Source organism: Phytopseudomonas argentinensis (assembly GCF_900113905.1).
GTDB lineage: Bacteria > Pseudomonadota > Gammaproteobacteria > Pseudomonadales > Pseudomonadaceae > Aquipseudomonas > Aquipseudomonas argentinensis.
Genome location: NZ_FORC01000001.1, coordinates 254,588 through 266,622 on the forward strand (window position 1 = coordinate 254,588; position 12,035 = coordinate 266,622).

The 12,035-nt window shown below is 63.6% G+C and carries 15 protein-coding genes and 1 pseudogene; 14 read left to right on the plus strand and 2 right to left on the minus strand.

From position 1 onward, the window contains the following. The first annotated feature begins 40 nt into the window (after positions 1-40). The 13 genes from trbB (at position 41) to BM154_RS01085 (ending at position 9,993) form a co-directional block, all read left to right on the plus strand. Positions 41-1,009, plus strand: a complete 969-nt coding sequence (trbB, locus tag BM154_RS01025; RefSeq protein WP_083414425.1) for a P-type conjugative transfer ATPase TrbB — start codon at positions 41-43, stop codon at positions 1,007-1,009. Then, a complete protein-coding gene (locus BM154_RS01030; protein ID WP_074879855.1) occupies positions 981-1,322 on the plus strand; it encodes a TrbC/VirB2 family type IV secretion system protein in 342 nt (113 codons plus the stop codon). The genes trbB and BM154_RS01030 overlap by 29 nt, the downstream gene beginning before the upstream one ends. After that, a complete protein-coding gene (locus BM154_RS01035; protein WP_074879857.1) occupies positions 1,319-1,591 on the plus strand; it encodes a VirB3 family type IV secretion system protein in 273 nt (90 codons plus the stop codon). Before BM154_RS01030 ends, BM154_RS01035 begins: the two co-directional genes overlap by 4 nt. A 10-nt stretch (positions 1,592-1,601) precedes the next feature. Then, positions 1,602-4,031 (plus strand): conjugal transfer protein TrbE, encoded by a 2,430-nt coding sequence (gene trbE, locus BM154_RS01040; protein WP_074879860.1) that lies wholly within the window; start codon positions 1,602-1,604, stop codon positions 4,029-4,031. After that, positions 4,028-4,762, plus strand: coding sequence for a P-type conjugative transfer protein TrbJ (gene trbJ / locus BM154_RS01045; RefSeq protein ID WP_074879862.1), 735 nt, complete (start codon positions 4,028-4,030; stop codon positions 4,760-4,762). The genes trbE and trbJ overlap by 4 nt, the downstream gene beginning before the upstream one ends. A gap of 12 nt (positions 4,763-4,774) precedes the next feature. Next, the gene (locus tag BM154_RS01050) at positions 4,775-4,960 is read left to right on the plus strand and encodes a hypothetical protein (RefSeq protein ID WP_074879865.1); all 186 of its coding nucleotides are present in this window, start codon (positions 4,775-4,777) and stop codon (positions 4,958-4,960) included. Then, positions 4,957-6,117: a P-type conjugative transfer protein TrbL gene (gene trbL / locus BM154_RS01055; protein WP_074879867.1), complete on the plus strand. Its 1,161-nt coding sequence runs from the start codon at positions 4,957-4,959 to the stop codon at positions 6,115-6,117. The genes BM154_RS01050 and trbL overlap by 4 nt, the downstream gene beginning before the upstream one ends. A gap of 12 nt (positions 6,118-6,129) precedes the next feature. Next, positions 6,130-6,837, plus strand: coding sequence for a conjugal transfer protein TrbF (gene trbF, locus BM154_RS01060; protein WP_074879870.1), 708 nt, complete (start codon positions 6,130-6,132; stop codon positions 6,835-6,837). Continuing rightward, complete coding sequence (gene trbG / locus BM154_RS01065; protein ID WP_074879873.1) at positions 6,834-7,820, plus strand: P-type conjugative transfer protein TrbG; 987 nt, start codon at positions 6,834-6,836, stop codon at positions 7,818-7,820. The genes trbF and trbG overlap by 4 nt, the downstream gene beginning before the upstream one ends. A 2-nt stretch (positions 7,821-7,822) precedes the next feature. Next, positions 7,823-9,085, plus strand: coding sequence for a TraB/TrbI/VirB10 family type IV secretion system protein (locus tag BM154_RS01070; protein ID WP_074879877.1), 1,263 nt, complete (start codon positions 7,823-7,825; stop codon positions 9,083-9,085). Further along, complete coding sequence (locus tag BM154_RS01075; protein ID WP_074879880.1) at positions 9,082-9,315, plus strand: DUF2274 domain-containing protein; 234 nt, start codon at positions 9,082-9,084, stop codon at positions 9,313-9,315. Before BM154_RS01070 ends, BM154_RS01075 begins: the two co-directional genes overlap by 4 nt. Before the next feature lie 94 nt (positions 9,316-9,409). Next, on the plus strand, positions 9,410-9,688 hold the full coding sequence (locus BM154_RS01080) for a type II toxin-antitoxin system RelE/ParE family toxin (protein ID WP_074879883.1): 279 nt from the start codon (positions 9,410-9,412) through the stop codon (positions 9,686-9,688). 17 nt (positions 9,689-9,705) lie between these two features. Then, on the plus strand, positions 9,706-9,993 hold the full coding sequence (locus BM154_RS01085) for a HigA family addiction module antitoxin (RefSeq protein WP_074879886.1): 288 nt from the start codon (positions 9,706-9,708) through the stop codon (positions 9,991-9,993). Between the two features lie 84 nt (positions 9,994-10,077). On the opposite strand, the pseudogene BM154_RS24340 reads toward BM154_RS01085, so the two are convergent. Then, positions 10,078-10,343, minus strand: a pseudogene (locus BM154_RS24340) (hypothetical protein). Here BM154_RS24340 and BM154_RS01095 point away from each other — a divergent pair. Then, positions 10,318-10,503 carry a hypothetical protein gene (locus BM154_RS01095; protein ID WP_244157037.1) on the plus strand — a complete coding sequence of 62 codons (186 nt, stop codon included), beginning with the start codon at positions 10,318-10,320 and terminating at the stop codon, positions 10,501-10,503. The pseudogene BM154_RS24340 and the gene BM154_RS01095 overlap by 26 nt on opposite strands. Positions 10,504-10,676: 173 nt before the next feature. Here BM154_RS01095 and BM154_RS01100 read toward each other — a convergent pair whose 3' ends face one another. Further along, a complete protein-coding gene (locus BM154_RS01100; protein WP_244157038.1) occupies positions 10,677-11,882 on the minus strand; it encodes a hypothetical protein in 1,206 nt (401 codons plus the stop codon). Positions 11,883-12,035: the final 153 nt, after the last annotated feature.

A 12,035-nucleotide genomic window follows, 5' to 3' on the forward strand; every position in this document is an offset into this window, starting at 1 on the left:
GCTGAGCGCTGCGGCAACGTCCCTGGATCGGCGCACGCGCATGCTGCGCACGGCGATGGGGCCACTGATCGCTGCTGCCCTGGACAACCCGGACGTGGTCGAGGTGATGCTCAACCCCGATGGCGCGCTTTGGGTAGATCGCCTGTCCGCTGGCCGCGCCCGTCTGGGCACGCTGGCAGATGCCGATGGTGAACGGATCATCCGCCTGGTGGCAGCGCATGTCGGCCAGGAAGTGCATCGTAACAAGCCGCTGCTGAGCGCCGAGCTGCCAGAGACTGGCGAGCGCTTCGAGGGCGTACTGCCGCCAGTGGTGGCCGGGCCGACCTTTGCTCTACGCAAGCGCGCAGCCGGCGTCATCCCGCTGCAGCAGTACGTGGCCGACGGCATTCTCAGCGCCGCGCAGGCAGAACACCTGCGCGTAGCCGTGCGTGAGCGGCAGAACATCCTGGTTGCCGGCGGCACCAGCAGCGGGAAGACCACTCTGGCCAATGCGCTGCTAGCCGAAGTGACCGGCAGCGGCGACCGCGTGCTGGTGCTGGAGGACACGGTCGAACTGCAGTGTCCGGCCCTCGATCACGTCGCTCTGCGCACCAAGTCTGGCGTGGTCTCCATGGCTGATCTGGTGCGCAGCACGCTGCGTCTGCGCCCCGATCGCGTGGTGGTCGGCGAGGTTCGCGGCGGTGAGGCGCTGGATCTGATCAAGGCTTGGGGCACCGGCCATCCCGGCGGTATCGCCACCATTCACGCTGGCTCTGCACAGGGCGCACTGCTGCGCCTGGAGCAACTGATTCTGGAAGTCGCCCTAACCGCGCCGAGGGCGTTGATCGCCGAGGCGGTCAATCTGGTGGTGTTTCTCGCCGGGCGTGGCCGCACGCGCTATGTCCAGCAGATCGCCCGCGTCACCGGCTATGACGAGCGCGGCTATCAACTTACGTCCATCGCCCCCGCATTCATTCCTTCGCTTACTCAGGAAAACAGCCATGACTGCCTGCCATCCTCGCGTTGCTAATCGTCGCCGCTCCGTCAGTGCCTTGATGCTAGGAGCCCTATGCCTGAGCGCCTCCCTGCCGGTTCTCGCAGCCGGCTCCGGAATGCCCTGGGAAGGGCCGCTGCAATCGATCCTTGATTCGGTACAGGGTCCGGTGGCGCGCATTATCGCGGTGATCATCATCATTACCACCGGCCTGACGCTGGCCTTCGGCGATACCAGCGGCGGCTTTCGCAAGCTGATCCAGATCGTCTTCGGTCTGTCGATTGCGTTCGCCGCATCGTCGTTCTTCCTCAGCTTCTTCAGCTTTGCCGGCGGGGCGGTGATCGTATGAACGGCGAGCGCGAACTCATCCCCGGTTTCGAGGTGCTCATGCACCGCTCGCTGGCCGAGCCGATTCTGCTCGGTGGAGCCCCGCGCAACGTGGCGATCCTCAACGGCACTCTGGCGGCAGTGGTCGGCCTGGGTCTGCGGTTGTGGCTGTCGGGCTTGGTGCTCTGGTTGGTAGGCCACTCGCTGGCGGTCTGGGGTGCCCGTCTGGACCCGCAGTTCCTGCAGGTGTTTGCCCGGCACATCAAGCAGCCGTCGCTGCTGGATGTGTGAGGAGGCCGCCATGCTGAACCTAACCGAATACCAACGTCGCCCTGCCCAGCTCTCCGACTGGCTACCCTGGGCCGGCCTGGTCGCCCCTGGCGTCGTGTTGAACAAGGACGGTTCATTCCAGCGCAGCTTGCGCTTTCGCGGGCCAGATTTGGACAGCGCCACCCAAGGCGAACTGGTGGCCACCTCGGCGCGCCTGAACAATGCCCTACGCCGCCTTGGCTCGGGCTGGGCGCTGTTTATCGAGGCCGAGCGCCTGGCGGCCGCCGACTACCCTGACAGCGACTTTCCTGAACCCTTGTCCTGGCTGGTGGACGAGGAGCGTCGCGCCGCCTTCGAGGCGCACGGAAGCCACTTCGAGAGCAGTTATCACCTGACGCTGCTCTACCTGCCGCCAGAGGAGTCGCGCTCGCGCGCCGCCAGCCTGCTCTATGAGCATCGGCCGCAACGTGGTGTCGACTGGCTCGAACGACTGACCGCCTTTGTCGCCGAGACGGATCGTTTCTTCGACCTGCTGGACGGGGTACTGCCGGAGCTCGCCTGGCTCGACGACAGCCAGACGCTGACCTACCTGCACGCCACGGTATCGACCCACCGCCAGCGGCTGGCGGTGCCCGAAGTGCCCTTCCACCTCGATGCCCTGCTGGCCGACAGTCCACTGACCACGGGCCTGGCGCCACGTCTGGGCGAGCAGCACCTGCGCACGCTGTCGGTCCGTGGATTTCCCACCTCGACGTGGCCAGGCGTGCTGGACGACCTCAACCGTCTGGGCTTCGCCTATCGCTGGTCGACCCGTTTTATCTGCCTGGAAAAGGACGAGGCCGAGAAGGAACTGGTGCGCCTGCGCCGGCAGTGGTTCGCCAAACGCAAGGGCGTCCTGGCGCTGCTGCGCGAAGCTATCTTCCAGCAGGAAAGCCCGCTGCTCGACAGCGACGCGGCGAACAAGGCCAGGGACGCTGATGCGGCGCTGCAGGAACTCGGTGCCGACCAGGTCGCCTTCGGCTATGTGACCGCCACCGTGACGGTGAGCGATGCCGATGCCCAGATCGCCGACGAGAAGCTGCGCCGGGTCGAGCGGGTGATCCAGGGCCGCGGTTTCGTCACCATCGCCGAGACTCTCAACGCGGTGGAGGCCTGGTTATCGTCGGTCCCCGGCAACGCCTACGCCAATGTCCGCCAGCCGCTGATCTCCACGCTCAACCTGGCGCACCTGATGCCGGTCTCGGCAGTCTGGGCCGGCCCGGTGCGCAACGAACATCTGGATGGCCCGCCATTGGTGATCACCCGCACCGATGGCGCCACACCCTTTCGCCTGGTTACCCACGTCGGCGACGTCGGCCACACCCTGGTGGCCGGCCCCACCGGCATGGGCAAGTCGGTGTTGCTGGCGACCCTGGCCCTGCAGTTTCGCCGCTACCCGGACTCGCGCTTGTTTTTCTTCGACATGGGCCGTTCGCTGCGCGCAACGGTGCTGGGCCTGGGCGGCGAGCACTACGACCTAGGCGGCGATGGCGACCTGGCCTTCCAGCCCCTGGCGCGCATCGACCAGCCGGGGTACCGCGCCTGGGCCGCCGAATGGCTGGAGGCGCGCCTGCTGCAGGAAGGCGTGGCCGTCGGCCCCGAGCAGAAGACTGCTCTGTGGACGGCGCTGGACAGCCTGGCCGGCGCGCCCGGGGCACAGCGCACACTGACCGGCTTATCCGTGCTGCTGCAGGACAACGCCCTGCGCCAGGCTCTGCAGCCCTACGTGCTGGGCGGCGCGCATGGCGCATTGCTGGACGCCGATCAGGATCGTCTGGGCAACGCCGACGTGCAGTGTTTCGAGATGGAGGAACTGATGCACAGCAAGGCGGCGGTGGCTGCCGTGCTGAGCTACCTGTTCGCCCGTTTCGAGGAGCGCTTTGATGGCGCGCCGACACTGCTGATCCTCGACGAGGCCTGGCTGTTTCTCGACGATCCGCTATTCGCCGCGCGCATCCGCCAGTGGCTCAAGACCCTACGCAAGAAGAACGTCAGCGTCATCTTCGCCACCCAGTCGCTGGCCGACATCAAGGACTCCAGCATCGCTGCGGCGATCATCGAGAGCTGCGCCAGCCGCATCTTCCTGCCCAACCCGCAGGCGGGCGAGCCGCAGATCCGCGGCATCTACCAAGGCTTCGGACTGAACGACCGGCAGATCGAGATCATCGCCCAGGCCACGCCCAAGCGTGATTACTACTACCAGTCGCGCCTGGGCAACCGCCTGTTCGACCTCGACCTCGGGCCGGTGGCGCTGGCCTTCGCCTCCTCGGCCAGCCCGGCCGAGCAGCGCGAGATCGACCGCATTTTGCGGGCGTCCGGCGCGGCCGATTTCGCCCCTGCCTGGTTACGCCATCGCCGCCTGGACTGGGCCGCCGACCTACTCACCGCTTATCCCTCGTCACGCAAGGAGTGCCTGCCATGAGATCCCCTGCCCACCGTTTCCCCTGCGCCACGCTGCTGGTACTGGGTCTGCTGGCCGTGGAGCCGGCCAGCGCTTTCACCGTAATCGATCCGACCAACTTGGTTCAGAACACGCTGACTGCGGTGCGCACCCTGGAGATGGCGAACAACCAGGTTCGCCAGTTACAGAACGAGACCCAGATGCTGCTGAACCAGGCCCGTCACCTTCAGCGCCTGGACTACGACGTGGTCAGCCAGTTGCGCGCGAGCTTGGCCAATACTGAGCGGCTGCTCGCCGAGGCGCGAGGGCTGGCCTACGAAGTGCAGCGCCTGGATCAGGAATTCAGCCGACTCTACCCGAACGAGTACACCGGCGACGTCAGCAGCCAGCGTCTGGCCCAGGAGGCGCGCGAGCGCTGGCAGCAGGGCCTCGACGGGCTGCATACGGCGCTGCGTGTACAGGCTCAGGTGACGCAGAACCTGGCCGAGGAGGAGAGCGCCTTGGCCGCGCTAGTGCAACAGAGCCAGTCTGCGGGTGGCGCCTTGCAGGCTGCCCAAGCCACCAACCAGTTGCTGGCCCTACAGGCCAAGCAGTCTATCCAGGCGCAGCAACTGCAGATCACCCAGAACCGCGCCGTCGCCCTAGAACTTGCCCGGCAGTCTGCAGCAGCCGAGGAGGCGCGCGAACGCCGGCGACGCTTTATGGGCAGCGGCACGCCCTACACCCCCTACCCCGTGCAGTTCTATCGGTAGGGAGGCGCCCTCATGAGATTCCTGACACTGCTACCGCTGCTGGTGCTGGTCGCCTGCGGACAGGGCGACAACGGCGTCATGGCTCGGCAAGACGATGCGACTGAACGCTTCTACTCCGGCTGTGCTCGGCCCGGCGAGTTTCTGCGGCCTACCGACTTGCCCGCGATCCCGCCAAGCTTCGACGAGGACGTGCAATGAACGACGTAAGCGTGATCGACCGATTCCTCGAGGTGTTCGGGCTGTATATCGACACCGGCTTCGGCCTGCTCGGCGGTGAGGTGGCCTTTCTCACCATGACTCTGGTGGTGATCGACATGACCCTGGCCGGGCTGTTCTGGGCCATGGGCGGTGAGGATGTCAGCGCCAAGCTGATCCGCAAGACCCTCTATGTCGGTGCCTTCGCCTTCATCATCGGCAACTTTAACGTGCTCGCGAAGATCGTCTTCAACTCCTTCGCCGGGTTGGGTCTGCTGGCCTCAGGTTCCGGGTTGAGTCATGCGGAGTTTCTGCAGCCAGGGCGATTGGCCGCGATTGGGGTTGATGCCGGAGGGCCGCTGCTTGAGCAAATCAGCAGCCTCAGCGGTTTTCCCGAAGTCTTCAGCAACCTGCACAGCATCCTGGTGTTGTTTCTGGCCTGGCTGGTGGTGATCGTCAGTTTCTTCTTTTTGGCCATTCAGCTGTTCGTGACCTTGGTCGAGTTCAAGCTGACCACCCTCGCCGGCTTCGTGCTGGTGCCCTTCGCGCTGTGGAACAAGACCGCCTTTCTCGCCGAGAAGGTGCTGGGCAACGTGGTCGCGTCCGGCATCAAGGTGCTGGTGCTGGCCGTGATCGTCGGCATTGGCAGCGGGCTGTTCGCCGAGTTCCAGGCCGTATCGGACGAACCCTCCATCGACCATGCGCTGGTGGTCATGCTCGCCTCGCTGGCCCTGCTGGGCCTGGGCATCTTCGGGCCGGGCATTGCCACCGGCTTGGTCTCCGGCGCACCGCAACTGGGTGCTGGTGCAGCAGCCGGCACTGCGCTCGGTGCGGCGGGCATGGCAGCAGGTGCGGCTGCAGTCGCCACGGGTGTCGGCGGCGCGGTATTGGCCGGCGCGCGTATGGCACCCGGTGCAGCACGTTTGGCAATGGGCGGCGCTCGCTCTCTGGCAGGAGCCTCTTCCGGCGCTGCAGCTAGCGGCGCGCACGCCGCTTCCGATCCTGCAACTGCCCCAGCCAAACAGCCCGACTGGGCCAGGCGCCTGCAGCGCAGACAAAAACTCTCACAGGCCACCAGCACAGTCGCCCACAGCCTTCGTAGTGGCGATGGTGGTGGTTCATCACCAGGGCCGCAGATCCGCGACCCATCGAATTCGTAAAGGAGGACGAAGATGCGATTCACACGTCCACGGGTGCGCTACAGCGACACTCCTCAACCTGTCACCCCTTATCAGGCAGCGGCACAGGCCTGGGACCTGCGCATGGGCGGCAGCCTGGCGCAGGCACGCAACTGGCGACTGATGGCCTTCGGCTGCCTGGGCCTGGCGCTGCTGATGGCTGGCGGACTGGTCTGGCGTTCGGCGCAGTCGACGGTGACGCCCTACGTGGTGGAGGTCGACAACCTCGGCCAGGTGCGTGCCGTCGGCGAAGCCGCCAGCCCCTACCAGCCCCAGGATGCGCAGATCGCCCATCACCTGGCCCGCTTTATCGAGCAGGTGCGCTCGCTATCGATCGATCCGGTGGTGGTGCGGCAGAACTGGCTGGAGGCCTATCACTCCACCACCGACCGCGGTGCGGCAACCCTCAATGATTATGCCCGCGCCAACGATCCCTTCACCCGGGTCGGCAAGGAGTCAGTATCGGTCGAGGTCACCAGTGTGGTGCGTGCCAGCGACAGCTCGTTCCAGGTGCGCTGGATCGAACGCCGTTTCGTGAATGGTTCGGCCGCCGGCCTGGAGCGCTGGACCGCGGTGATCTCGCTGGTGCTGCAGCCTCCGCGCACCGAGGAAAAGCTGCGCCGCAACCCACTCGGCATCTACGTCAACGGCCTGTCCTGGAGCCGTGAGCTGGACACTACGGAAGGAGCCAAGAAACCATGAAAACCTCCCTTAACCTCTCAATCTGCCCTCTGCTGCTGAGCGTGCTGGCCGGCTGTGCCAGCCAGGAACCGCCAGTGATCGCGCTGGATGAACCGGTAGAAGCGCAGCGCCTGCCGGAGCCGCCCAAGCCCATCGAGGTAGTGGAAGTACCCAAGCCCCTGGCCCTGCCCGCCCAGCTCAAGCCATTGCCGGAAACTCAGCGCAGTAAGCCGGCCAAGGAACCGGCCGATGAGCGAGTGCGGGTCTCGCGCGCCAATCGCGAGGCTCGAGTCGCGCCGAGCCGGGAAGGCTATATCAACGCCATCCAGGTCTGGCCTTACTCCGATGGCGCGCTGTATCAGGTGTATGCCAGTCCGGGGCGGGTGACGGCGATCAACCTGCAGCCCGGTGAGGAGCTGGTCACCGTGGCCGCCGGCGACACCGTGCGCTGGATCGTAGGCGACACCACCAGCGGAAGCGGAGACGAACTACGCACCAGCGTGCTGATCAAGCCGACACGCGTCTACCTCAAGACCAACCTGGTGATCACCACCACGCGCCGTACCTACCTGATCGAGCTGAGTTCCACCGAGCAGGCCTGGATGGCGTCGGTGTCCTGGGACTATCCGAAGGATCACATGCTCGCCCTGCAACGCCGCGCCAGTGAAGCCCAGGCTGCGGCGCCGGTGGATGCCGGCCTGGCGCTGGAGCAGCTGCGCTTTCGTTATGCAATCAGCGGTAGCAATCCGCCCTGGAAACCGCTGCGCGCCTTCGATGACGGCCGTAAGGTGTATATCCAGTTCCCCGCCGGCATCGCCCAAGGCGAGCTGCCACCGCTGTTCGTAATTGGCCCCGAAGGTGAGGGGCAACTGGTCAACTATCGTTTCCGCTCGCCCTACTACATCGTCGACCGCCTGTTCGGCGCAGCCGAGCTGCGCCTGGGCGCCGACAAGGGTGACGTGGTGCGGATCGAGCGCACCGACGGCGTGGCACGGAGGCCATGAGCATGACGTCCAAGAACGAAAACCAAGCCGCAGCAACCTCGCTACCGCCCAAGGAGGCGCCGGAGTCGCTGGAGCTGCGCGCCAAGCCTCACCCAGTCACCCGCCTCAATCCGCGCATGCTGGCGGTAGTGGTCGGCGGCGTGTCGCCTGCGGTACTCGGAGCCATGCTGTGGTCGCTGCAGCCGCGGCAGCGCCGCCAGGGCGCCGAGCCGAACGAGCTATACAACGTCGACCGCGTGGCACGCTCCGAGGGGCTGGAGCAGTTGCCGGCAGACTACTCGCAGCTGCCGCCTCCAGCTGCGCCCGAAGTACCGCAACTGGGGCCGCCGCTGCCCGGCGATCTGGGCGGGCCAATTCTCAGGGCGGAGCAGCAGGCGCAAGGTTATGGACATGGGCCAGATGCCGCCGAAGCAGAGCGCCTGGCCCTGCTCAAGGAAGCCGAAGAGGCAGCGCAGTCCTCGGTGTTTTTCCAGACCAGCAGCGCGCGGAAATCGAACGTCGCATCTGCTGGTGGCGCTCAACTCGATTCCCCGGCTCTGGGTATGGCTTCGTCAGGCGCAGTAGCCGCCGCAGGAACACCAATGCAGCAGGAGCGGAACGAGGCGTTTCTCAGTAAATCCGTAAACGCACAAATCCGTAATTCCGGATTGCTGCAGATGCCTGAATCGCCCTACCAAGTGATGGCCGGCACCGTCATCGCGGCGGCGCTGATCACCGGCATCAAGTCGGATCTACCCGGCGATGTGATCGCCACGGTGACCGAACCGGTTTACGACAGCGCCACCGGCCAGCATGTGTTGATCCCCCAAGGCGCCCGCCTGCTGGGCCGCTACAACAGCCAGGTGAGCTACGGACAAAGCCGCGTGCAGGTGGTGTGGCAGCGAGTGATCCTGCCAGACACCTCGTCCTTCCAGCTCGACAACCTGGTCGGTACCGATGCCGCCGGCTATGCCGGTCTCGAGGATGGCGTCGACTGGCATTGGGATCGGATCGTCGCAGGCGCGGCCATGACCAGCCTGCTGGGCATCGGTGCAGAGTTGGCGGCACCGACCAGTAGCACCGATGGCGACCGCATCATCATCGCCGGGCGCGACAGCCTGCAGGACACAGTGAACCAAGTTGGCCAAGAGGTCACCCGCCGCAACCTCGATATCCAGCCCACGCTGACCCAGCGCCCTGGGCTGCCCCTACGCGTGATCGTCAACCGCGACCTGGTACTGCGCCCCTATCAGCCTTTCTCCACTCAACAGAGAACCCCGCAATGAGCATGACCAAGCTGCGCCTCGGCCCACTGCCGAGAACCGAGAACCTGAAGCTGACCTTCACCTGCCCCGTCAGCCTGAAGGCCGACCTCGAGCGCTACGCGGCAGTGCACTCGCGGATCTATGGCGAAGAGGTCGACGCCCTGACGCTCATCCCGCACATGCTGGAAGCCTTCATGGCGAGGGATCGGGTGTTCAGGAGAACAAATACACAATCTTGCACAGGCAATTGATAAGCCTGCATCCCCCTCCCAGCTGCTGTGATTGCAACGGCAGAAAACCCACACACGGTTGAAAACCGTGACCTGATACATCACACTCATCATTATGATCGTAAGCTTCCGGCACAAAGGTCTACGCATTTTCTTTGAATCTGGCTCAACCAAAGGCATTCGGGCCAACCACGCAAAGCGCCTGGGCCGAATGCTGAGTTTTATGGATAGAGCCAATGAACCCGCCGACCTCGACATCCCCGGTTGGCGGCTACATCCCCTCAAGGGGGAACTGGAAGAGTTCTGGTCACTCACCGTCAATGGAAACTGGCGAGTGATATTTCGATTCGTGGGTAGCGACATCGAACTCGTCGACTACCTTGACTACCACTAAACATGAGGGGGTTATCCATGACCATGTTCAACCCACCGCATCCTGGTGAAACCCTGCTTGAGGACGTGCTCCCCGAACTGGGCATCAGCATTGCCGAACTTGCCCGCCGCCTTGGTTTTGCGCGGGAATCCCTGTCTCGCATCTTGCACGGCCATGCGCCGGTCAGTCCGGATTTGGCTGTTCGCCTAGAGTTGGCCGGCATCGGCAAAGCTCGTACCTGGCTTGGAGTGCAGGCCGACTACGATCTCTGGCAAGCCAGGCATCGCGAACAGCCGCGCATCGAGCGCTTTGCTGCGATTGCTTAGTTCCGTAGCCTCTGAGTCTTGGCGTCCTCGAGGTAGCGGAACAGGTAGTCAGTGCCACTGGTAAGCATCCTCCCACAGGCACCTTCAGGCGCTGCAACCTGCAGCACGGCAGTCATCAGTCGAATACGTCATGGATATTTCGTCCAAAGTGGGCATGGCTGCCGGTATCACATTGAGTTCAGAGTCGAGGGCGGCCAGTACTCGCGCATAGGCAATCATCCACACCGAGAGGTCGTCCTTCTCGATGGCGTAACCTTCTGACTGGTGATACCCGCAAGGGAAGCGCGACTCGCACAGAACCTCTCCCGCAAGTCCTTGGCGAAGATGGCGGGTATTTCCGAATCGACCATTAAGCGGTTCGAGTCCAATGGTCAGATCACCCTTGATGCTCTGATCCTCATCGCTACAGCGCTTAGTGCCACACGCCAAATCGCTGAGCTGTTCAAGCATGAACAACCTGTCTCGTTTGAAGAGATCAAGCAAACAGGACGTACCCGGGGGCGCCGATAAAATCCATCAATACTTGTAGGTATTGCTCGCAGCCACACCGGTCGGCGTCACGGACGTTGAACAAGGACTAACGGGCAGGCGCATACCTCCAGGTCGACAGGTTTATACAACCCATAAAACGCTCACCATCAGTGGGCATTTTCTGAATTTCGTAACCCCAGACCGAATCAGTCTCAGCGCTCCCGGGGCCCCTTCCATTCCAGCAACGCCTTTAACGGATCCAGCTCGCCAACAAGCTCACGCGCTTGGGCGAGCTTGTCCATAGCAATGCATCGCGCAGCTTCGGGCAGATTCGATACGGAGTTCTCCGCATCACTGAAAAAGGCCTGGATCCGCTTTATGTCATCCCAATGCTTGATGGCACTCAACAAATCAGTTTTCGCCTGCTCCTTTGCCTCGTTTTGCAGTCGAATTCGCTCTCTCTCCTCACGCCGGCGGATCTGCTCCATCCCCTCCTGCTGCCGAATTCTGGCATGCTCCTCGGCCTCCTCTACCAATCGGGCAATTACAGGCGCGGCGTCGGTGAGTTGCTGGACGATCTCATCCAGCTGACCACGTAGCGAGCCTTGCTTAGACTCCTTCCAACTCTGAGACCAATCAGTCCACGGATATGGCGAGAACGCCCTTATACATAGACGGCCGGTCGCAAAATCCATGCGCGTCGACCAGTTCCAGGTTGGGCTTAGGCGGCGCATTTGCTGCGACGGTATCTTGGAGGTGGGGACGTACTTGCCATCGATGTAGCGGGCCTCCAGCTCCTCAGTCATCTCAAACAACGTCATCCCAATGGCAACCGTCCCGACGAAGACCACTGTGGGCTTGGAGGGTGACCACAACGCCGGATACCGGGGCCTTGGCTTCTTAGGTGGGTGCTCATGTTCATCAAAGGAGGCCCGGGCATAGGTTCGGTCACTCGGTGCAAACATCACGCGATGGCCGGCAGCCTCCAGCTTGAGAAACAGCTGATTCGCCAGCTTCAGGGCAGGCTCAAGCTGAGGCTTGGTCACCACGACATCCACCAGGCGCTGCCTACCTGGCTTGAGAAATCCTTGGTCGATGACGCGCCCCTGCTCAAAGACCTCATACGCCCCCACGACAACAGGATGCCGCCTTGATCGCGATATACGGAGCTGTTCGGGTTTGATTTTGCGCGGTACAGGTGCCTTCGGCACCGGTCGAGAAACAGCACCAAGAGCATCTCCCCTGCGCCAAACCTGCAGGTCACCAGGACCAGACTCAGGCAGGGGTGGCTGAGGACTGGGTATTTCATTCGCCAGCTTTACCCAGTGCCCACGCGGCGGCCGCGGAACATTCATGCGGGTGCACACGCGCGCCAAGAAGCTGGAGGAAACACGGTGGTGATCCGCGATTTTGGTCATGGGAAGCCGCCATACCTCTGCGTACATTTCCTCACGACTGACTGGGCCACCAGGACTGGAACTAGGTTGCAGGGATACGTCTTCGGAAGACACTCATCAATCCTTAAGCCTGATATCACCGCAACAGCCAACGGCAGGCCATACGCCACGATC